Source organism: Bacillus sp. D48C (assembly GCF_053345735.1).
Window position 1 is genome coordinate 133,599 of sequence record NZ_JBKFAQ010000013.1, and the last position, 21,951, is coordinate 155,549.

Annotated in this window: 25 protein-coding genes; 4 read left to right on the forward strand and 21 right to left on the reverse strand. The window is 33.8% G+C overall.

Annotated features, from left to right (window positions below; all coding sequences use genetic code 11):
* Positions 1 to 21: 21 nt before the first annotated feature.
* From ACLBXA_RS24740 to ACLBXA_RS24760, 5 genes are all read right to left on the reverse strand, one after another.
* Positions 22 to 885: a PhzF family phenazine biosynthesis protein gene (locus ACLBXA_RS24740; protein WP_098832553.1), complete on the reverse strand. Its 864-nt coding sequence runs from the start codon at positions 883 to 885 to the stop codon at positions 22 to 24.
* Between the two features lie 162 nt (positions 886 to 1,047).
* Positions 1,048 to 1,902 carry a MurR/RpiR family transcriptional regulator gene (locus tag ACLBXA_RS24745; RefSeq protein WP_001119645.1) on the reverse strand — a complete coding sequence of 285 codons (855 nt, stop codon included), beginning with the start codon at positions 1,900 to 1,902 and terminating at the stop codon, positions 1,048 to 1,050.
* A gap of 203 nt (positions 1,903 to 2,105) precedes the next feature.
* Positions 2,106 to 2,747 carry a two-component system response regulator CasR gene (casR, locus tag ACLBXA_RS24750; protein ID WP_000694653.1) on the reverse strand — a complete coding sequence of 214 codons (642 nt, stop codon included), beginning with the start codon at positions 2,745 to 2,747 and terminating at the stop codon, positions 2,106 to 2,108.
* A gap of 14 nt (positions 2,748 to 2,761) precedes the next feature.
* Positions 2,762 to 3,859 (reverse strand): two-component system sensor histidine kinase CasK, encoded by a 1,098-nt coding sequence (gene casK / locus ACLBXA_RS24755; RefSeq protein ID WP_170264794.1) that lies wholly within the window; start codon positions 3,857 to 3,859, stop codon positions 2,762 to 2,764.
* A 179-nt stretch (positions 3,860 to 4,038) separates the two neighbouring features.
* Positions 4,039 to 4,932 carry a mechanosensitive ion channel family protein gene (locus ACLBXA_RS24760; protein WP_000055429.1) on the reverse strand — a complete coding sequence of 298 codons (894 nt, stop codon included), beginning with the start codon at positions 4,930 to 4,932 and terminating at the stop codon, positions 4,039 to 4,041.
* A gap of 231 nt (positions 4,933 to 5,163) precedes the next feature.
* Here ACLBXA_RS24760 and ACLBXA_RS24765 point away from each other — a divergent pair, with 231 nt between their 5' ends.
* On the forward strand, positions 5,164 to 5,613 hold the full coding sequence (locus ACLBXA_RS24765; protein WP_000540506.1) for an NUDIX hydrolase: 450 nt from the start codon (positions 5,164 to 5,166) through the stop codon (positions 5,611 to 5,613).
* A 34-nt stretch (positions 5,614 to 5,647) separates the two neighbouring features.
* On the opposite strand, the gene ACLBXA_RS24770 is transcribed toward ACLBXA_RS24765, so the two are convergent.
* The 9 genes from ACLBXA_RS24770 to asnB form a co-directional block, all read right to left on the reverse strand.
* Positions 5,648 to 6,196 carry a cysteine hydrolase family protein gene (locus ACLBXA_RS24770; protein ID WP_000816791.1) on the reverse strand — a complete coding sequence of 183 codons (549 nt, stop codon included), beginning with the start codon at positions 6,194 to 6,196 and terminating at the stop codon, positions 5,648 to 5,650.
* Between the two features lie 435 nt (positions 6,197 to 6,631).
* Positions 6,632 to 7,120, reverse strand: coding sequence for a hypothetical protein (locus ACLBXA_RS24775; RefSeq protein ID WP_000713494.1), 489 nt, complete (start codon positions 7,118 to 7,120; stop codon positions 6,632 to 6,634).
* Between the two features lie 242 nt (positions 7,121 to 7,362).
* Positions 7,363 to 8,010 carry a nitroreductase family protein gene (locus ACLBXA_RS24780; RefSeq protein ID WP_001105348.1) on the reverse strand — a complete coding sequence of 216 codons (648 nt, stop codon included), beginning with the start codon at positions 8,008 to 8,010 and terminating at the stop codon, positions 7,363 to 7,365.
* Between the two features lie 98 nt (positions 8,011 to 8,108).
* Positions 8,109 to 8,984, reverse strand: a complete 876-nt coding sequence (gene dat / locus ACLBXA_RS24785) for a D-amino-acid transaminase (protein WP_000648395.1) — start codon at positions 8,982 to 8,984, stop codon at positions 8,109 to 8,111.
* Between the two features lie 126 nt (positions 8,985 to 9,110).
* The gene (locus ACLBXA_RS24790) at positions 9,111 to 10,073 is read right to left on the reverse strand and encodes an ABC transporter substrate-binding protein (RefSeq protein ID WP_000581983.1); all 963 of its coding nucleotides are present in this window, start codon (positions 10,071 to 10,073) and stop codon (positions 9,111 to 9,113) included.
* 239 nt (positions 10,074 to 10,312) lie between these two features.
* Positions 10,313 to 11,299 (reverse strand): N-acetylmuramoyl-L-alanine amidase, encoded by a 987-nt coding sequence (locus ACLBXA_RS24795; RefSeq protein WP_000779884.1) that lies wholly within the window; start codon positions 11,297 to 11,299, stop codon positions 10,313 to 10,315.
* A 102-nt stretch (positions 11,300 to 11,401) separates the two neighbouring features.
* Positions 11,402 to 11,731 (reverse strand): hypothetical protein, encoded by a 330-nt coding sequence (locus ACLBXA_RS24800; protein ID WP_000200457.1) that lies wholly within the window; start codon positions 11,729 to 11,731, stop codon positions 11,402 to 11,404.
* A gap of 51 nt (positions 11,732 to 11,782) precedes the next feature.
* On the reverse strand, positions 11,783 to 12,142 hold the full coding sequence (locus ACLBXA_RS24805) for a GNAT family N-acetyltransferase (protein ID WP_000627501.1): 360 nt from the start codon (positions 12,140 to 12,142) through the stop codon (positions 11,783 to 11,785).
* Between the two features lie 93 nt (positions 12,143 to 12,235).
* The gene (gene asnB / locus ACLBXA_RS24810) at positions 12,236 to 14,137 is read right to left on the reverse strand and encodes an asparagine synthase (glutamine-hydrolyzing) (protein WP_000333819.1); all 1,902 of its coding nucleotides are present in this window, start codon (positions 14,135 to 14,137) and stop codon (positions 12,236 to 12,238) included.
* Between the two features lie 217 nt (positions 14,138 to 14,354).
* On the opposite strand from asnB, the gene ACLBXA_RS24815 reads away from it, so the two are divergent.
* The gene (locus ACLBXA_RS24815; protein ID WP_001288086.1) at positions 14,355 to 14,816 is read left to right on the forward strand and encodes an Hsp20/alpha crystallin family protein; all 462 of its coding nucleotides are present in this window, start codon (positions 14,355 to 14,357) and stop codon (positions 14,814 to 14,816) included.
* 35 nt (positions 14,817 to 14,851) lie between these two features.
* On the opposite strand, the gene ACLBXA_RS24820 is transcribed toward ACLBXA_RS24815, so the two are convergent.
* Positions 14,852 to 15,439, reverse strand: a complete 588-nt coding sequence (locus ACLBXA_RS24820) for an SCO family protein (protein ID WP_000833341.1) — start codon at positions 15,437 to 15,439, stop codon at positions 14,852 to 14,854.
* Between the two features lie 335 nt (positions 15,440 to 15,774).
* Between ACLBXA_RS24820 and ACLBXA_RS24825 the strand changes: the two genes are divergently transcribed.
* Positions 15,775 to 16,749, forward strand: coding sequence for an MBL fold metallo-hydrolase (locus ACLBXA_RS24825; protein ID WP_001129637.1), 975 nt, complete (start codon positions 15,775 to 15,777; stop codon positions 16,747 to 16,749).
* A gap of 275 nt (positions 16,750 to 17,024) precedes the next feature.
* Here ACLBXA_RS24825 and ACLBXA_RS24830 read toward each other — a convergent pair whose 3' ends face one another.
* The 4 genes from ACLBXA_RS24830 to ACLBXA_RS24845 form a co-directional block, all read right to left on the reverse strand.
* On the reverse strand, positions 17,025 to 17,867 hold the full coding sequence (locus tag ACLBXA_RS24830) for a DegV family protein (RefSeq protein ID WP_014894780.1): 843 nt from the start codon (positions 17,865 to 17,867) through the stop codon (positions 17,025 to 17,027).
* A gap of 152 nt (positions 17,868 to 18,019) precedes the next feature.
* Positions 18,020 to 18,271 carry a DUF2535 family protein gene (locus ACLBXA_RS24835; RefSeq protein ID WP_150157998.1) on the reverse strand — a complete coding sequence of 84 codons (252 nt, stop codon included), beginning with the start codon at positions 18,269 to 18,271 and terminating at the stop codon, positions 18,020 to 18,022.
* Between the two features lie 329 nt (positions 18,272 to 18,600).
* The gene (gene tatC, locus ACLBXA_RS24840) at positions 18,601 to 19,326 is read right to left on the reverse strand and encodes a twin-arginine translocase subunit TatC (protein WP_000117643.1); all 726 of its coding nucleotides are present in this window, start codon (positions 19,324 to 19,326) and stop codon (positions 18,601 to 18,603) included.
* Positions 19,327 to 19,383: 57 nt separating this feature from the next.
* Entirely contained in the window at positions 19,384 to 19,569 is a 186-nt protein-coding gene (locus tag ACLBXA_RS24845) for a twin-arginine translocase TatA/TatE family subunit (RefSeq protein ID WP_000492443.1), read from the reverse strand.
* A gap of 213 nt (positions 19,570 to 19,782) precedes the next feature.
* Between ACLBXA_RS24845 and trhA the strand changes: the two genes are divergently transcribed.
* A complete protein-coding gene (gene trhA / locus ACLBXA_RS24850) occupies positions 19,783 to 20,439 on the forward strand; it encodes a PAQR family membrane homeostasis protein TrhA (protein WP_000136889.1) in 657 nt (218 codons plus the stop codon).
* 41 nt (positions 20,440 to 20,480) lie between these two features.
* Here trhA and ACLBXA_RS24855 read toward each other — a convergent pair whose 3' ends face one another.
* Together ACLBXA_RS24855 and ACLBXA_RS24860 are read right to left on the reverse strand one after the other, a co-directional pair.
* The gene (locus tag ACLBXA_RS24855) at positions 20,481 to 21,200 is read right to left on the reverse strand and encodes a lysophospholipid acyltransferase family protein (protein ID WP_000616579.1); all 720 of its coding nucleotides are present in this window, start codon (positions 21,198 to 21,200) and stop codon (positions 20,481 to 20,483) included.
* 111 nt (positions 21,201 to 21,311) lie between these two features.
* Positions 21,312 to 21,947: an FMN-dependent NADH-azoreductase gene (locus ACLBXA_RS24860; protein ID WP_000170033.1), complete on the reverse strand. Its 636-nt coding sequence runs from the start codon at positions 21,945 to 21,947 to the stop codon at positions 21,312 to 21,314.
* Positions 21,948 to 21,951: the final 4 nt, after the last annotated feature.

The following is a 21,951-nucleotide window of genomic DNA, read 5'->3' on the forward strand; positions in this document are numbered from 1 at the left end:
TCAACGATAAAAAAAAGCTCTTTACTCAATATTTTCTACATTTAAACACTTAGTTTCACAGTAATAGCCTTTACCGCCAACATAAACTTTTTCTATTTTATTTTTGCTATTGGTTGCTAATTTAACTAATATTTCGGAAGGCGAGTGTAAAGAATAACCTTGTTCAAATACATAGACTTCTTTTTGCAAATAGTGCTGTTCATAAAGGTAGCAAGCTAATGCACCGTTTGAAGTTCCAGTCGCTGCTTCTTCATTAATGTCGTATAGTGGAGCAAAATTTCTGCATATAATTCGATTGTCATTAAAAGTATATAGATGCATCCCAACAACATTATAATACTTGCTGATTTCTTTAATTTTTTCAAAATTAGGTTGCAGTGCATGTAATTGTGTTTCGCTTTTTATAGGAATTAAAATATCTTTTAAGCCCGTGGAGACAATTTGGATTGGGTATTTATTGTCTATATCTTTAATGTCAAAACAGTCGGTGAACTCATTTGGAGATACAACATCATAGAATATCGGTTTATTTTGTTCCATGAATATGATGTCATCTGTTATGGTAATAGTAAGAACACCGCTGTTCGTTTCAATCGTATAGCGATTCTTGAAAATTTTATTTAAATGCATCAGTATCGCGAAAGAGCCAATTGTGGCATGACCACATAAATCAACTTCTTCTTTTGGAGTAAAATACTCAAATTTATAATCAGCAATTTCAGATTCTGATATAAATGCGGTTTCCGCATAACCCAGTTGTTTCGCTATTGTCATTTTTTGAGTAGTGGTCAATGTATTTGTATTCTCAATAAATACCACTCCTGCTTTATTTCCGCCTTTATGATCCTTGCTAAATGCACTTGCAACATAAACGAATATTTTCATAAGACACCTTCCTCACTTATAGTAAATTATATATAGAAAGCACTACATATAAATGCAATTGGATAAATTATCCATAAAATACGAGACAAACTATTTTTAGCATTTGAACTCTCCAAAAATAGTTTGTCCACAGTCTGAAAGCTCTTCATTTGAAGAGCTTTTTTATATTCGCTTCATCGAAATCGTTTCACGTATACTTTGTAAATTTTTAAGCGTTTCCTCTTGTCGCTGCAACGACAACCCTACATACAAAGTATCTAATAAGCTTAACTGTGCTAATCGTGATGAACTTGCTTCTGTGCGGAACTCAGTCTCACGTGTTGATGTATATAACGTTATATCAGCAAGTTGACTTAATGCTGATTTCTTATAGCTCGTAATCGCAATAATTTTGGCCCCTCTTGCTTTCGCTACTTCTAATGCTTCAAGTAATCCTTTATTGCTACCAGAGTGAGAAATGCCAATAACAACTGAATTTTTCGAGAGTAAACCTGCTCCCATAATTTGAAAATGCGAATCAGTATGAGCGATACAAGAAATACCCGTTCTCATAAACTTATGATACGCATCCATCGCAATAATACCAGAGCCACCATTTCCATAAAACTCAATTCGACTTGCTTCTTGCAAGGCTCGTACAGCCTGCTCAAGTGCTGTTTCATTTAGCAAATGTAAAGTATCTTGCAGTCCTGTAATATGCGAATGAAAAACTTTTTTAGCAACAGTTACCATACTATCTTCTGCTGATACCTCTTCATGAATATTTTGCATTGGTGTATGTACAATTTCACGGGCTAATGTAATCTTTAAATCTTGAAAACCTTGCAAACCAAGGTGTTTACATAAGCGGAATATCGTAGCTTCGGAACTATTCGTAACTTCAGCTAATTCTGTAATAGATTTATGTACAACATCTTGTGGATGTTTCAAAATATGTTCGGCAATACTTCGCAATTTCGGTGATAAACCATTTAACGAAGCCTGAATCTTTCCAATCCCACTTCTTGTACCAGGCATAGCATATCTTCCCCTTCCATCGTAGCTTTATCCTGTAAAAATCGATTAGTTTAACTAATCATCAGTGAGGATGGTCCCCCCTGATTAGAGTTTCACTTTATTGTACCTAATTATTAAAAGAAGAAAAACCTATATTAGGGATTACTATAAATTTTAATTGCTCCTATGTATTCTGTCATACGATATAACAGAATTATTCATACTTATGAATAATTCTCCCCATGTTTCACTGCGTATAATGCGGCTTGCGTACGATCATCCACTTCCAATTTAGCTAAAACGTTTGAAACGTGTGTTTTCACAGTTTGTTCTGTAATATGAAGTTCTGCTGCAATCTCCTTGTTGCTTCTTCCTTTCGCAATTTCACGAAGTACCTCTTGCTCTCTTTTCGTTAACATTGAAAAAGGATTTTCTATTTCCTTCTTTACTGCGGAACGCCCCATTAATGCAGGTGTTACTTTCGGGTGAAAATTCGCATTTCCTTGATGTACTGCAATAATAGAAGCGACAAGTTGCTCAGGTTGTACTTCTTTTAATTGATAACCATCTGCTCCAGCTTCAAGTGCTGGTATAACATAATCTTGCTCTGAAAAACTACTTAATATAAGTACCTTTATCGTCTCATCGTATTGCTTTAGACGTTTTGTCGCCTCAATTCCATCCATTTTCGGCATTGATACATCCATTAGTACGACATCTGGTTTTTCTTTTTGCACGAAATGTAATGCCTCTTCGCCATTTTCCGCTTCCCCAATAATTTCAAATTCTCCTCTCGTTTTCAAAAAGAATACAAGTCCTCTTCGAACGATATGATGATCCTCAACTAATAGCAATTTAATCTTCAATCTTATTCTCCCCTTCAAATCGGCAATTGAATTTCTATTTTTGTACCCTTTCTCAGCTCTGTTATAATTTGAAACGATCCCTTCATTAATTGAATACGTTCCTTCATACTTTTCAGGCCAAGTGCTGACTCCCTTACTTGATCTTGTATAAATCCTATTCCATTATCTTCTATGTAAAAAAATAACTGGTTATTTTCTATTTTTAAAAGAACATGTACCTTTTCACACGAAGCATGCTTTTTACAATTATGTAGCGCCTCTTGGCTAATACGCCATAAAACTTCTTCTATTTCATCCCCAATTGAAACCATCCCATCAATTCGAACTTCCACTTGAACTCCTAACAACTTCCCGTAATTTTGAATTGCTTCTGCTAATCCTTTCTCTAATCCTTCAGGTCTTAATTGCCAAATTAATAACGTCATCTCTTGTAATGCTTCTTGTGATAATTCTCCAATATAACTTAACATCTCTTGCAATTCTCTATCTTGCGTCATATTCAAAGTACCTTTTGCTGTTAGCATAATAGAAAATAACAATTGTTTTACTGAATCATGTAAATCACGTGCAAGTCGATTTCTTTCCGCTACCACTACATATTTACGTTCTTTCTCAACTAATTGAATACGTTGTATTGTCGTTCCAATTTGAAATGCAATTGATTCTAATAACGCTAACTCTTCCTCAGAAAAATGTGTCTTATGAGGCGCGGCTACATTTAATAGGCCAAATTTCTCTGATCCAGACCTAAGCGGAATTGTCGCATGATGTGTAACATCTTCTGTCTCTCCCCAATTACATTCAATTGCATCTTCTATTCGCTTACATTCAATAATATTAGTCGCTTTTTCTAATCTCCCATTCACAAAACGTTCTACACACCAACAGTTTCCTTCACACATCGGCTTCTTCTCTTGCCACGTAAGAGCCTCTGGTAAATTTTCGTCTACAAGCATGCTATGCTTTCCACTTTCATCAATAAAGAATATCCACCCTGTTTGTAAATTCATTACTTGTAACAATGTATGCAACACTTTTTCTAACATATCCTGTAAGTTTGTTGCTTCATTTAATAATTCAGCAATTTCTTTTAATGCTTCTAAACGATGCATCTCTTTTTCTTCAAAGTTCATTCTCATCACCAACTACAATTATAACATTAAGAAATTTCTAAATTCTATAAATAAAAAAAGAACCGAATTCCTTCAGCCCTTTCTTTATATCAATCATTTTATTATTGTTATTCTATCCAATGTTGGAATCAGAATTTTTGTTAACAAGCGATTCTACTTTAGCTGTCCGATAAAGATTGTCCACCATGAATATGCTGTAAACTTTCAGTAGTAACAACCATATTCGCTGCCGGCATTTGCACTTGATTCTTATGGAATATAGACATTAATTCAAATCTTACTTGTCTAGAAGTTTCAAAATAATCTTCTGGCTTTATTAAACCTGTAATACAAAATTCATAGCCAACATATTTCAGGTTAGGATTTAAGTCTGTAACACCGACGTATTTAAATGGTTCAACAGCCTCATCCTCTACTCTATAAAGAGTTTGATCCAATTTTTCATTGCATATAACACATACTTCTTCTAACAATTCCTTCACTCTTGTTGGATCTTCCTGATAACTTACCGTGATGCGTTCAATTACACGCATCCATCCTTTATTAAAATTTTGTATCGTTCTAATCTCTCCGTGTGGGATGGTAAGTAATTTTCCTGACCATTCACGTATTTGCATAAAACGAATACTAATCTCTTCAATAGTTCCTGAATTTGTTCCGTTAAAAGTTACAAAATCACCAACTCGAAACTCTTTGTCCGCTAATCTTGCAAAGCCTAATATAACATCTTTTAGCATCTGTTGTGCAGCAAAACCGATGACAACTCCAGCTATCCCTGCACCTGCAATAATACTTTTTATATCTACAAATTGGCTAATTAAATATATGATAAGACTGATGATAATGATATATCTAAAAATAGATCGAATTACACTTTGAATCGTCTGCTCTACCTCTTCATCAAAAAAGCTTGATTTCCTAAAAAACCAATCAATAATACGGTTTATTACAAACGAAATAATGATTAAAACTAAAGCAAATAGCAAAAATCTTAAAAGTAAAAACTCCCTTACATAATTAAAAAATTCTTCAGTATACGTTAATAAACTCATCCATCCACTTCCTTAACTAATAAAAATTCTATACAAAGCCGCTATATTTTTTAAATTCATTAGACATTCTTCTATAAATATACCCTTTTTCATAACCTAAAGGGAGCTGGCAATTGAAATTTTTTATGACTTTACTTTAAAACTACACTACTCATCTCAACAAAAGGAAAACATTTACATTATATCGAATAGTTCATTTGAAAATATTATTACTCACGGAGGTTACAACCAATGGGATATATTGAAGAACTAAGAGAAGTTGTTGGATCAAGGCCACTCAATTTAGCAGGCGTTGCGGTAGCTGTTTTCAATGAACAAGGACAAATATTACTACAACAAAGGCGAAATGGCATGTGGGGTGTCCCAGGAGGTTTTGTGGAACTTGGTGAATCTACAGAAGAAGCTGGAAGACGAGAAGTACTTGAAGAAACAGGAATTGAAATTGGTACACTTCAGCTAGTAAGTGTATTTTCAGGTAAAGAATTTTTTGTGAAATTACCGAACGGAGATGAATTTTACCCTATGACAATCGCTTACCTTTGCAAAGATATTACAGGTGGCTCGCTACAAGCTGATCGAGTCGAATCATTACATGTACAGTTTTTTAATTTAAATGAGCTACCACAAAATATTAGTCCATTCATAAAAAAATTAATTGAGCAAAATGTCGTCTCGGTTTAAACGCAAAAAAGAGACCTTTTTAAAGGCCTCTTTTTCATTTCACTTCTGCATGTAAACAAGATTTAAAATGTCCAAGTGCAAATTCATGCCCTTGCGCATTAAAAGATGCAACTGCCTTTTCATAAACAACAATTTTAAATCCTTTATTATACGCATCTACTGCTGTATGAAGAACGCAAATATCAGTACAAACACCTACAAGATGAACTTCTTCTATTCCTCTTTCTCTTAACTTCATCTCTAAATCTGTTCCAGCAAACGCACTGTATCGCGTTTTATCCATATAATATACATTCTCAGCATTTTTATATGTTTCGTATACTTCTTGCAACTCACCGAATAAGTCTCTACCATTTGTACCTGCTATATTATGAGGAGGGAATAATTTCGCTTCGGGATGATATTCATCATTTTCTTCATGTTTATCAATTGCAAACACTACGTAATCTCCATTTTCAATATATTGCTTCGTTATATGTACAATTTCCTGTTCGATTTCTTGACCTGGTTTTCCGCAAGTTAAAGCGCCTTTTTCCGCTACAAAATCATATGTATAATCAATATTAATAAGAGCTCGTTTCATAACTACTATCTCCCCTTCTCCTGTTTCACAGTAAACAATAGAAAATTTGTTATTACGACATCGTATGTACTATTCGACATTTCAAATGAAATACCTACATTTTTCTTGTAAAACTTATCTTAATCAAAGTTTATCATAAAACAGGCACACAATGACAAAACATATACTTCCCATTAACAAGTCATAAGTTTGATAATTAAACGTAAGTTGATTAACGTCTTGTATAGTAAACCAAATTACTGACATGATTATACTAATCAAGAAGATACGAACATATCGATTCATACCTTCAACCTTTTTCTCCATCATAGTAGTAACAAGTGATTCCTTACTGCTTAATCGTACTAGAAAACGAAATAAATTATTCCCTATTACACCATTCCATCCAAACAAAAAAGCACACTACTTTTTTGAGTAATGTACTTTTTATTCTGATTAAGACGCAGGCTTTGTCTCAAATGTTGCTTGATTAAAACTAATAACCTTTCCTTTCGGGTCATTGTTTTCATACTGAACTGCAGTAATTGTATGACTACCTGTTTCCAGCGTCTTTTCTTTTAATTGTACTGTTGTCTGTGTTGTACTAGTTACTTGATGTTTATCTGTATACATTTGATCTACAAATATGAATGTTTCTTTATCACTTTGAAAATTAGAAAGTTCTAATTCAACTTGCTGAATTAAAGTATCCTTTTTGATGAATACAGTCGGTATATTTCCATTTTCAGAAGTACCATCTGGAGTAATAACTTTTACTTTCCCTTCTCCAATTGACATTGCGCCTTCAGGAAATACAACCATATTCTCATCACTTGCGTTTACAACTTGTTCTTCCTGTTTTGATTGCGCGTCCTCTTTTTCCTGTGGAGCACCGCAACCTACTAATAACAATACAGACAATCCAGTGATTATGAATTTTTTCAAAATTCATCCCCCCTGTCATTTGATTATAATTTATTATACAAAAATAACTTTTAAAACTTTTATGAACATATAGAAGCTTGCTCACGATTAATGTATCATACTTTCCTTAATAGAACATTAATTTTTTTTATGAAATAAATAGTAATTCCTTCTTATTTATCATTTTAGCCCAACAAATCGATATAATACCCGCTCCAAAATAAAAAGACATTGATATGTCCAATGTCTTTTTATTTTGCACTTTAAAAAACAAATGTTGTGATTTCTTCTACTTCTTTTCTTGGAAGTTTTTTTGGCTTATCTTTCGGAAATCCGAGTGAAATAACCATATTTATTTGTTTTTCAGGCTCAATTTGTAAATATTGGCGCAGTTCATCTTGAGCTAGCAATACTGGCCCTGTCATTGGACAAGTACCAAGTCCCTTTGCATGTGCAGCTAACATTAAGTTTTGTGCCGCTAAACAGCTACTCTTAATCCCTTCTTCTTCCCAAACTGAATCTGGAACAAAAGCAATGGGATCAAATATCTTTTCACGAAACTTTGATTCATATGGTGTTGCCAAGCATACGATTAATACTGGTGCCTCAGAGAAAGCTGTCGCATATGGTCCGAAAGAACGCGTAAGTAATTTCCCTGCTTTCTCTTCTCCATTATCTGTTGCTTTTGCCGCAAGTTTATGTAAAGCATCCCATGTCATTTGTTCAATTTCTTTAATCTTCTCTCGGTTCATAATGACCAAGAATTCCCACGTTTGTGAGTTCGTATCGCTCGGTGCATAACGAGCACAATCAATTATTTCTTTTATATCATTAGTAGATACTTCTTGTTCTGTGAACTTTCTAACACTTCGTCTTCCGTGAATTACTTCTTTAAAACCTTCATAATTCATACATTAAATCCCCTTTTTACAGCGTTTTCAAATCTTGTCCTACGCTTGAATTATATCATGAAAAAAAGCTGAAGGAATATCAGCTTTTTTCTTCAATATTAGTTCATAACTTTAAACAATCTAATACTTTCTTCATATGCCACTTGGAGTTTCTTTGTAATTGGTCCTCTTTCGCCGTTTCCAAACTGTTCATCACCAATTTGAACGACTGGGAATATTTCAAGCGGCGTCGCTGTAAAGAAGCACTCATCAGCCTCATATACTTCTTGTAATGAAAACTCTCGTTCCTCTACTTCGATATGTAACTCTTTCGCTAATGTAATAACATAGTGCCGCGTAATGCCCTGTAGAATGAAATTGTCAGCCGGATGTGTAATCAATTTATTATTTTTCACCATAAAGAAATTCGAATGACACCCTTCAGTCACAATGCCATCTCGTACTAATATTGCTTCTTGATACCCTTGTTCATTTATTTTATTTTTAATCATGATATTTGGTAAAAGATTTAATGATTTTATATGGCAAAACTTCCACCTGATGTCCTCTTCTACCGTTACCTTAATCCCTGCCTTCATTGAAGCAACTGGTCTTGGGAACGAAACAAGATTTGCAAAATATGTCGGTTGTAAATCTGATTCATATACATGATTGCGTGGTTGTGCACCTCTTGATATTTGTAAATATACATTCCCATCTTCTTGAAATTGATTTTTTTCAATCATTTGATGTAACTCTTCCACTAATTCTTCCTTCGTAAATGGTGGAATTAGTTTTATTTCTGCCATAGAGTTAAAGAATCGTTCCAAATGTAAATCTAATAAATGAGGCTTGCCATCGTATAGTCTAAATACTTCATAAATACCATCACCAAATTGGAAGCCGCGCTCTTCTAATGCGACCATCGGCTGTTCTTCCTTCGTATTAATCATTCTCCCATTAAACAAGATCCACTCTTTATGAGTAGCTTTCATTCTTCCCCACTCCTTTATCACATGATTGATTTTATTGTACAACTTATGTCACCCTTAAAGAAGGAATTTTCTGTATTTTCACGAACAAAAAATACATCACTTCGTAAAAGTGATGTATTTTATCATTTATTTAAGGAAATATTTTTCAATATCATCTAACATAAGATTCGCAGCTTTAATACCGCCTGCTGTATTCCAGATTACTTCATCCACTTGGAATACTTTATTATTTTTAGAAGCCTGTAGTTGCTTAAAGAGTGGATCTTCTGTCCATTCCTTTGCTAACGAATTTCCTTCATTATTCTTATCTGCATCTTTATCAGACGTGAAATAAAATAAGTAGTCCCCGTCCATATTTGGAATTTGCTCTTTTGTAATTCCTTTTATCGCAAAATCATCTTTATCTTGTAATGGTGGTCGTTTAAATCCAATATCATTTAAAACAACTCCCGAGAATGAGTTTTTTTGATAAATACGAACATCACCTGGCACGAAACGAATAATAGAAACTTTAGAATTCAATTTATCGCCTAACTTCTCTTTCATTCCTTCAATACGTTTTTTATAATCATCAAGAGCTTTTTGCCCTTCTTTTTCTTTATTTACAGCTTTTGTATAAAGCGTAAAGTTTTCTTTCCAATCACCGCGTAATGTTTCTGCATAAACAGTTGGTGCGATTTCTTTTAGCTGATCATATATTTTTTCGTGACGCATTTTATTTCCGATAATTAAATCTGGCTTAAGCTTCATTACTGCTTCTAAATTAATATCACGTTCAGTTCCTACAACTTCCGTATTTTTTAATTCTTTCGCTACATGAGGGTACCATTCATCACCAGCACGTGGTTTCGTAGTCCCCACTGGCGTTACGCCCACAGCTAGGAGAGCCTCTGCACCTTCATTTGTTAAAACAACAACTTTTTTAGGTGTACCATTTACTGTCGTTTCGCCCATTGCATGCTTGACCGTATATGAATCTTTTGCTTTAGCTGATATATCATTTTCTTTTTTCTCTTCTTTACTACATCCTGCAATTACAACCATGAGTATCATAATGCAGAACATAATTAGTTTTTTAGTATGTATCATATGTCCTCCCTAGATGAAATCGATTATCATTAACAATTAAAGATTAATGTATACTACATACATTGTCAATGTATATCAGAAAACTTTTTTAATATATACCATTTCGATTCTATTGGCTTTTCTAATGTTTCTTTTTAACATATAGTGTATAAGTATGAAAATTTATGTTGTTATTACAATGCGTATCTGAGTTATACATAACAAAGATACGCATCCATATTGCATTATCATTTTAATTCCTAATATTGAGTATACTTAATATACGATGGATCATTATATACCCACTGATTTCCACCAAGGTTTAACCATCCATTTTCATTTATATATACTAAATAAGATTCTGGAGGATTTAATTGACGGATAACTGCAGATGTAGTTGATGGACCACTTCTTAAATTTACATTCATCCCTTGTATATATGCAACCCCAATCGGACTTCCATCACTATTGCTTGTCTTTACAAAATTAATGTAAGAAGGATCATTATACACCCATTGTCCATTCCCCAAATCTAACCATCCGTTACTTTCCTGATATACAACGTAAGATTCTGGAGAATTTAATTGACGAATAACTGAGGAAGAAGTTGATGGACCATTTCTTAAATTTACATTTTTCCCAAGGATATAAGCGATTCCCTTCGTTTGAGGTGTCGGTTGTGGGTTTGGAGGTTGTGGATTTGGAGCTACTCCAAAAATAGCCGCTATTCCATTTGCATACGCTTGACTTAGATCTTCAATAAATTGTGGATTTTTTAATAAATTTGCATCAAACGTTGTATCAATAAAGGCAGTCTCAGTTAAAATTGCATCCATTGCGGTTTCTCTTAATACCGCATAATTTTCTTTTTTTGCTCCTCGATCACGAAGACCGTATTTTGTTAATACAGGATTTACTGCTGTATGCATCTTTTGTTGCTTTGCATATGCAGTGCTGCTGTTGGATAACGCATTATAAATATAGCTTTCAAAACCTGTACCCCCGCCGCTATTAATATGAAATGAAATAAAATAATCCGCACCAAAAGCATTAGCAATATTAGCACGTTCCGATAAGGAAATAAACACGTCACTATCACGTGTCATTTTAATTGTAATTGGGTAATTTACCGTTAAAATATCTCGAACGCGTCTAGCAATTTGAAGCGTTAAGTTTTTTTCTACTAAGCCATTACCAACAGCACCAGAATCATATCCACCGTGCCCTGCGTCTATAACAAGTTTCATTTTACTACCCCGCCCCTTTCTTGTAATATGTTAGCATTGCTACTCGTCCTATTTTATGTGAAATGTACAAGTTCTGTTACAATCACAAATAAAAAAACCGCCTTATGTAAGGCGGTTTCTATCATCTTGTTTTAACCAATTTAAAATAAATATATACGATTGATAGTGAATATAACGTATGCAAAATAAAATAAATAAAAGTACTATTCCAACACCACTATAAAGTAAACCGAACTTTAAAAAAACATTCACAAGTGGTGGAAAGTTCATTATATTTTGTAATGTACTAAGCATACAAAATATAATGAAAAAGACAGGGACGTATTGTAATTCATACGGCTTTCTTTTCTTAATCATTCTTTTCCGAATGATTATATGACATAGTTCTGCTACTATAAAGCACCCTCCAATTAATACAAGACCAGAAGTCATTGTCATACATCCACCTGCCTTATATTTATTGTATCGCATAAATAATCATCGTTATATTTTCTTCACATACGCTCCATCTTCTGAAGTAAAGCCAAAACTCTCTATGAAAGAATGCGCTTTTTCTGTTAATTCCTCTTGTAGCACTTTTATTTCTTTCACATTTCTTTGTTTCATCATTTCTTCAAATGTAAAATACGTATTTGTACCATAACCATAACCTTGGTAATCAAAATGAATAATTAGCTGTGATAAAACAGCTCGTTCCTCTTGAACACTATAATCTATTACACCAATATATGTATCATCAACTTTCACACAATACTGTACCTTTTTCTCACCTAAACTATGCGATTTAAACATTTCTTTAACAACGCTTTCATTTTCTATAGTAACTTTCTCAAACGTAATCATATGTTGTCCATCCTTTTACTATTATTGTATCAATAATACTTCCTATTTATGAAAAAAACCTTAAGACCGTATGCGATCTTAAGGTTTTTCTAATTACACTAAGCTATACGCACGTTTTGTTTCTTCATGGAACTTGTTCGTATCGTATTTATGCTCAACATAAATTTGGTGCCATACCATAAACGCAAGTACAGTCCAAATTTTACGGCTATAATCGCCTTTATCTGCACAATGTGCTTCCAGTAAGTTTAATACATACTGTTTGTCGATTAAATGCTCTGTCTTACTTTCGTTTATAATATTTATAGCCCAATCATGCATTTCGTCTTTTAACCAGTGACGAATTGGTACTGGGAATCCAAGTTTTTTACGATCTAATACGTGATCTGGAACGATTCCGCGTGCTGCTTCACGTAAAATAGCTTTCGTAGTTCCGTTAGCAATCTTAAGTTCAGTTGGAATTTTAGATGCAACATCGAATACTTCTTTATCTAAGAACGGTACACGAAGTTCTAATGAGTTTGCCATTGTCATTTTATCAGCTTTTAATAAAATGTCACCGCGTAACCATGTGAACATGTCAATGTACTGCATTTTACTTACATCATCATAATCTTTAATCTCGTTATACAATGGTTTCGTGATATCCATATAGTTAACACTTTCATTGTAATACTTCATTAATTCAGCTTTTTCTTCTTCACGGAAGATTTTCGCATTTCCATAGTAACGCTCTTCAATTGGTGTACATCCACGCTCTAGGAAGCTCTTACCTTTAAATCCTTCTTTAAGAGCACCACTCAATGCTTTTAGAACACTCTTACCTGGGCTAGGAATGTAAGAGAACATTTTTAGTGAGTTTGGCTCACGGTAAATGTTATAACCACCAAATAGCTCGTCTGCGCCTTCACCTGAAAGAACAACTGTTACATGTTTACGTGCTTCTTTAGCAACGAAGTACAATGGTACAGCTGCTGGATCAGCTAAAGGATCATCCATATGCCAAATGATTTTTGGGAACTCATCCATAAATTCTTTCGCTGAAATGAATACGTTATGGTTTTTAACGCCTAATTTCTCAGCAGTTTCTTTTGCAACATCAACTTCACTGAAACCACGTTGCTCAAAACCAACAGAGAATGTTAAAAGATTTGGATTCATTTCTCTTGCAATAGAAGCGATGATAGATGAATCGATACCACCAGATAAGAATGAACCTACTGGTACATCACTACGCATATGCACTTTTACTGAATCATATAGTACATCACGAATTGCTTGGATATGCTCCTCTTTCGTTGCACTTGAAGCATTAAAATAAGGTTTCCAGTAGCGATGGATTTCCATCTCTTTACCGATTTCTTTTACGAAATAATGACCAGGCTCGATTTTATTAACATCAATTGTTAATGTTTCTGGCTCTGGGCCATATTGATACGTAAAATAATGTTGTAGTGACGTTGGATTAACGCCTTTATCTTCCATCACATGCATAATACTTTTCTTCTCAGATGCGAAGAATGTAGTATCACCTTGCTGTGCGATGTATAGAGGTTTAATACCGAAGTGGTCACGTGCACCGAAAAGTTTCTTCTCTTCACGATCCCAAATCATAAATGCAAACATACCACGAAGGTAGTCTACACATTTTTCTTTCATATGTGCATACAATGCAATAATAACTTCTGTATCAGATTGCGTTGCAAACGTTGCACCTTTTTCAAGTAACATTTCACGTAATTCTACATAGTTGTAAATTTCACCATTAAAAATAATTACATATCGATCATTTTCATAAGTTAGCGGCTGATGTCCTGCCTCTAAGTCAATGATACTTAAACGGCGGAAGCCAAATTGTACATGTTCATCACGAAAATATCCTTCGTCATCTGGACCACGGTGGAAAATCATCGTGTTCATATTTTCAAATTGATGTTTTTCTGTTTCTGAAAACTCTCTAGGGTTTTCACATAAACATCCTACAAAACCACACATACTTCTTACCCTCTTTCGGTTTTCATTCTGTTTCTATACTACTATATCAACCCTATTTATACTAGCATAATCAACTGAATATGGCGACCAAAAACTATAAAAAAATCACTCCATTTCACATTTTTAACAATTTTTTATGAAAACATGAAAACTAGGCACTCACCTTTCTCCGCTTTTGTCATATGATATTGCAAATTGATTTCTAGGAGGGAATACCATGAGTGAAGAAAAAAAAGATTCTTCTCGCCCACCGGTTCGTAATTACTTAAAGCAAATTGATGATTTCTTCGAGCAAACACCTCTTCGCAATGTAATCGCTGATTTAAATCATTTTTTCCAAAAAGGAAACCGTTTATTAACATTCCCTGTAGATTTATATGAAGTTGGTGAAGAACTCGTTGTTACAGCTGAACTACCAGGTATACAAAAAGAGCAAATCCAAATTGAAATACAAAGTGAATACTTAAAAGTCTCTGTAAAAGAAGAGATACTCGAAGAGGAAGAAGAAACATCCCATAACTATTATCGCCGAGAACGTTCCATTTCAGAAGCATCAAGATTGATTAAGTTGCCGTATTCAATTAATAAAAAAGCAGCAAAAGCTTCTTATCAAAACGGCGTATTAGAAATTCGGGCGCCGAAACTTCCCCAACAACATGACATTTTATCCATAGACTAATGCAAAAAAAATAAGGGTGCTATGCACCCTTATTTTTAATCCACTAATCGCTTCATATCACGTATAATGTCTTCGTATGGCGTATTACTAATGCCACTATACTTTTTCATTACTTTTCCGTTTTGATCAATTAAATAAAATGATGTACCATGCATGACCTGACCGTTCTCCGGCTTATCTACAAGTGATTGGAAATTATCTTTTGAAAACTTTGTAATATCTTCTAACGAATATCCCGTTAATAAATTCCAGTTACTAGTATCCTCTGTAAACTTTTGAATAAATGCTTTCAGATTTTCTGGTTTATCAAGGTCTGGATCTACACTAAATGAAACAAACTGAACGTCTATCTTCTCTTCTTTTGCCATCTTTTGCAGCTTGGCCATATTTGCAGTCATTGGTGGACAAACTGTTTGACAATTTGTGAACATAAAATCTGCAACCCAAACTTTCCCTTTTAAATCTTTTGTACCAAATTGCTTTCCATCTTGATTTGTAAATTGGAAAGTTTCTAAATCCCAATTCAATGGTTTACGAAGCTTTGAACCTGATCCACTACATCCAGCAAGTACAAAGAGACAAAATACAACCATAAGACCAATTATTTTTTGATAACGCTTCATTTATAAACCTCTTTTCTCTATCCTAAATTTAAATAGGTTATGTTTATAATAACAAAAGTTAACACTACGAGAAAATTGTTTACTACATTTGTTCACGAAATCGTACGAATTTACGTATGTTACTTCTTTATTTCAAGCGAATTACTAGACAAAATATATTTTTTTACTATTATTTATATAAATAGAAGTGATAAAACTATTTTTATTGTTACTTTTGTAAATACCTTTCCCTATTTTTTAACAATTCCTTAAACATTAATCCATGTTTTACACTGTATTCCTTAACAACATTTCGGTACAATACAAATACAACGATTTTAAATGAGGTGATGTTCATGGCAAAGCGCTATGAAAATATGGATAATGTTAGTACAAAAAAATCAATTCGCTCTTTTTTACGCTGGCGTAAAGAACGAAAGCAAAACAAAAAAGATTTTTCTTTCTTAGTAGAACAATCACCCGTTAAACAAAGTGCATTTTTGCAAAGTAATGTAAAAAAAACGACTGTCACATGGATTGGGCATTCTACTTTTCTTATCCAAACGAATGGACTTAATATATTAACAGATCCAGTATGGGCCAATAAATTAAAGCTAGTTCCAAGACTTACAGAACCTGGACTCTCTATAGAAGCACTACCTAAAATTGATATTGTCCTTATTTCACATGGTCATTATGATCATTTAGATTTTTCAACTCTTCGTCAGTTGAATGATGATGTTCTATACCTTGTACCTATCGGATTAAAAAAATTATTTACTCGTAAGAAATTTAAACATGTAGAAGAGTATAAATGGTGGGAAAGTACGATAATTAACGAAGTTTCTTTTCACTTCGTACCTGCTCAGCACTGGACGAGAAGATTCTTATTTGATATGAATACGTCTCACTGGGGGGGATGGATTATTGATAATGAAACGACTATGGAAACCATATATTTTTGTGGCGACAGTGGCTATTTCCAAGGTTTCAAAGAAATTGGTGAACGCTTTTTAATTGATATTGCTCTTATGCCCATTGGCGCTTATGAACCAGAATGGTTTATGAAAGTATCTCATGTTTCACCTGAAGAGGCTGTGCAAGCTTATTTAGATTTAAACGCTACTCATTTTATACCGATGCATTACGGAGCATTTGCACTCGCCGATGAAACACCTCGTGAAGCAATAACTAGACTTCGAAATAATTGGAATTTGCGCATGTTACCATGGGAACAACTGCATGTACTCTTTTTAGGCCAAACTTTTATTTATAGTAACGCAACAAATGATAAGCAAATAAATGAAAAAATTGAAACTTTACATGTGTAACGTAGCGACTGATTTTCTACATCTAACATATAATATAGAAAATCCTATAGTGAAGGCTTTTACGGACAGCCCGTTACCTAACCTCTTTGCTCCAGCTAAATTTTGAGGTGGGAGTTTTACTGTCCGCAAATTGCGGGATAAAGGGTGTTTTCTATGAATAGATATTTACAGACTCGCTATATCATTAGCGGTAGTGCCTGTATAGCTCTTCTTATTTCTTACTTTCTATTTACATAAAAAAGCTACTTGAAATATATTTTCAAGTAGCTTTTTTATTACTCTGCTAAATACATAAATCCGATTGCACCCGGACCTGTATGAGTACTAATTATAGGCGTTGTATAGAAAATTTCTGATTGAGCAAACCCACTCACTTTTTCAACCGCCGCTTTCATACTTTCAGCTAAAGGAATTGCTTTCGCATGTGGAATTGCAACAGCCTTTACAACTTTTCCAGCTGTATCTTGCTCAAATAACTTAGCTAATGTTTTTACAATTTGGCCTTGGCTACGAACTTTCGTTACAGGATTATAAACACCGTCTTCAAGACTAGCAATTGGCTTTATATTAAGCAGCGAACCGATAAACGCTTTTCCTTTACCGATACGTCCACCCTTCACTAAGTTTTCTAATGTATCTACTACTACATATAAACGAGTATTCTTTCTTACTTCATCTACACGTTTTAAAATTTCTTCTAGTGAGCGCCCTTCATTTGCCATTTTTGCAGCTTCAATTACTTGATATGCTAAAGCATGTGTAATAAATTGAGAATCAACAACTGTTACTTTTGTATCGGTCATTGATGCAGCACTATTTGCAGTTGCTACAGTACCACTCATTCCACTTGTCATATGAATGGAAAGTACTTCACTTCCATCTTCACCTAACTTGTTATACATTTCTACAAATGTACCCATTGCTGGTTGCGATGTTTTTGGTAATTCCTCTGATTTAAGCATTTCTTCAATAAATTCATCTGGTTGTAGATCAACACGATCTAAATATGTTTGTCCATTTACAGAGATTGATAATGGTAGAACATGAATGTCATACTTCTCGATTACTTCTTGTGATAAATCTGCCGTTGAATCTGTTACAATTTTAATTTTTTGCATATTATATTCTTCCCTTTCCAATACGCTCTCCTTGTTATTATACTAGTATTCCCATTGCTTTCAACAATTTGGAACGAAATTTCATCAAATTAATTATATTTTTATATCTAAAATGAAAAAGACAGAGCTCCTAACCCTGTCTCTACTCTATATCATGCATTTTTTTCAAGAGTATTTGTTTTATATACATTTAAATAATCATTCCACTTCAAACATTTTTGTAAATATTCACGGAAAGAATATGCAAATCTTGGATGTTTTTGTTTTTGAATTTTTGCAATAAATAATTGAAGACGAGACTGAATTAGAAACGATAATGGATGCTGCGCCTGTAGGACAGGGATTTCGAATATTTTAATACAATCCCCTGTTGAATGAGTGAAATAAAAACTTTTCGTAATCACAATATCAATCCTCTTTTTCATTGGATTTTTGAACTTCCTCTACTTTGCGTTGTAACACGTTGTTTAAAGTGGAGTAAAATCAGACTTATATGATTTCTGTAGTCCTTATGGCTAGAAGATTTATACTCTATTCATCTCCACCTAATCCATCTTCCCATCCTAAATATCTCCGAGACGGGAATCTCATTATCCATCAATTGTTTAATACATTTAGTATAAGCTTATAAAAGCGCAAAGTTTGTCTAAATTTTGGAGATTCTATAATTTTTTTCTTCTATATATTGTATACGTTTATAGCTATAGTATAACCAATAAATAAAAAAGTGCCTTTATAACGAGGCACTTTTCGACTGCATTTCTTCTCTTTTCTTTTTCCTCTTACTAACAACCTTTGATAAAGCAATACTTACTTCATAAATACAAATAAGCGGCACCGCAACTAAACTATGAGATAAAAAGTCAGGCGGTGATATACAAGATGCAATGATAATCAGTGCTACGTAAGCATATCTTCTTATTTTTATTAAAAATTCCGCCGTAAGTATTCCAATACTAGTTAAAAACATTACAACGACTGGTAATTCAAAAATCACAGCAAATGGGACTGTTAAATTAAGTACAAAATGAAAATACTTTTCTGTCGTAAACATCGTATTAAACATTTCATTACCTATCGTAGTTAAAAAGTGAAATAGAAATGGCATTACAATAAAGTATCCAAAACATAAACCTGCAATAAATAATATAGACAATACCGGTATATACATTATTGTCATCTTTTGTTCATTTGGATGTAAACCCGGTTTTACAAATAACCAAATTTGTATAGCAGCAAAAGGAATTGTACAAACGATAGCAAATACTGTAGCAATCGAGAAAAAAATCCACAATACATCACTTGGACCGAGAACAGTTAATTTCATTGGTAAATCTTTTACAAGCCAAAAATAAATATCCTTTGTAAAAGTAAATCCGATAATTAAAAATAGTACAAAGGATAACACCGTATATATTACTCTTTTTCGAAGCTCAACAATATGTTCTACTACGCTCATTTCCCGATCTTCCAACTCGTTCACCACACTTTATTTATCCATTACAAGGAAAATACATTACATTTTTTCTTTCTTTTCCTTTTCTTGAAATGCGTCATCTGTCAATTCTTTCGTTGATTTTTTAAACTCTTTTAACGTTTCCCCTAAAGCCTTCCCGATTTCCGGCAATTTTTTAGGCCCAAATAAAATGAGTACTGCTACTAAAATTAAAATTAACCCTGGAAAGCCAATATTTGAAAACATTTCCCCATCCCCTTTATTAGTAGTTTCCTTGTCCTACTATTACATAATTTTATTTTGTCAAAAAAGTTTGAAAACGTCAACAAATCCATTGCCTTTTGTCAAAAAAATTCAAAAATATAATCAATTATACAAATTTCATTTTCTATTGCCCCTGTGTATGATATGGTAAGGGAAATGACATATTATTTCATGATAGTAGAAAGGATTTGCATTATGACTGAAAAAATGACACGAATGACCCAATTTGTAAAAGAAGAAATTGCAAATGCAATTACACATGGTATCGGTGCCATTTTAAGCATCCCTGCCTTAATCATATTGATTATTCATGCTTCTAAGCACGGTACCGCATCAGCTGTAGTTGCATTTACTGTTTATGGTGTAAGCATGTTCTTACTGTACTTGTTTTCAACATTGCTACACAGCATCCATCATCCTAAAGTTGAAAAAATATTTACTATTTTAGATCATTCAGCCATTTACTTATTGATTGCTGGCACGTATACTCCTTTTCTACTTATTACACTTCGTGGCCCATTAGGATGGACGTTACTTGCTATTATATGGACACTTGCAATCGGAGGTATCGTCTTCAAAATTTTCTTTGTACGTCGCTTTATAAAGGCATCAACTTTATGTTACATCATTATGGGCTGGCTCATAATCGTTGCCATTAAACCACTTTATGAAAATCTAACTGGACATGGTTTTTCACTACTTTTAGCAGGTGGAATTTTATATTCTGTCGGAGCTATATTCTTCCTTTGGGAAAAGCTACCTTTCAACCATGCCATATGGCACCTGTTCGTTTTAGGTGGTAGTGCGATGATGTTCTTTTGTGTACTCTTTTATGTCTTACCTACAGCATAATAAAAAAGGTTTCAGCTTACTATAAGCTGAAACCTTTTTTACTACTTATGTAATTGTGATGCGATAACTTCCTGTGTATGCTTCGTTAATTCTTTAATATCCATATTCGCATAATCTTCAGGTGTAATCGGCTTAGAAATTGTTACTGTTGCATGAGCTGGCTTCATACGATTTCCATTCGCTTCAAACATCTTATATGTACCATCTAACGTTACAGGTAAAATTGCTACACCTGACTTTACTGCAAGATGAAAACTACCAGCCTTAAACTCTCCAACTTCGCCACCCTTACTTCTTGTCCCTTCTGGGAAAATTACGATAGAATGTCCATTCTTTAATAGCTCGATTCCATCTTTAATTGCTTTAAGAGATTGACGACGATCGCTACGATCCATAAATACACAATTCATAAGTTCCATCCAAGTTGGCACAACTGGGAACTTTTTAATTTCTGCTTTTGACACGAATCCAATTGGTTTATTTAAGTAACCTAGTAAAACAGGGATATCCATATTACTTTGGTGATTACTTACAACTAGTACCGGCTTGTCTTTCGGAACATTTTCAAGCCCTTTCACTTCTACTGTCCCTCCAGCTACACGTACCATTTTCTTACCAAACCAATTTGTCGTTTTGTACACAGCATTATCTTTTTCTTTTGGCGCCATCGTATTTACTTGTCTTTTAAGACGCCACATTCTCGGTGTAATCGCAATTACGATTAAAATTAAATAAAAGATTTTAAAAAACGTTTGAATCATACAGAACCCCCACCTATTATCATTCCGACCTTCATTATACTAGACAAACGAAGGAAAAAGAAGAAAAAAAGTCCAAACATCAAGTGTTTGGACTTTTTAAGGCATTCTATATTAGAAACGTTTTGCTAATTCACGAGCATTAGCAATTGCTGCTTCTTTAATTTCTTGTGCTTTTTCAGGGTTTGCATTCATACCTTCAACTGCAATATATTCAGTTTCATTTACTCCGACAAATCCTAATACAGTTTTTAAGTGATTACGACCGAAGTCTACAGCTGCGTATGCTCCTTCAGAATATACGCCACCTGTTGCTTGAATGTGAAGTGCTTTTTTACCTTCTAATAAGCCAACTGGACCATTTTCAGTATATTTGAATGTTTTACCTGCGATTGCTACGTTATCTAAGTATGCTTTTACTACTGGTGGATAGCTAAAGTTCCACATTGGAGTTACGAATACATAACGATCTGCATGCATAAATGTTTCTAAGTTTGTGTTCATTGCTGCTACTTTTTGTTGTTGAACTTCCGTTAAAGTTTCAAAGCCTTCACCTGCTGCAAATTTACCCCAAGCACCAAATACATCTGCATCGATTGCTGGTACAGTAGTATTGAATAGATCAATTGTTACAACTTCGTCTTGTGGATGCTCGTTTTTATAAGCCTCGATGAAAGCTTCCCCTACTGCCATTCCGAAAGAACCTTCTGCTGAATTTGGATTTGCTGTGATAAATAGTACTTTTGTCATTGTA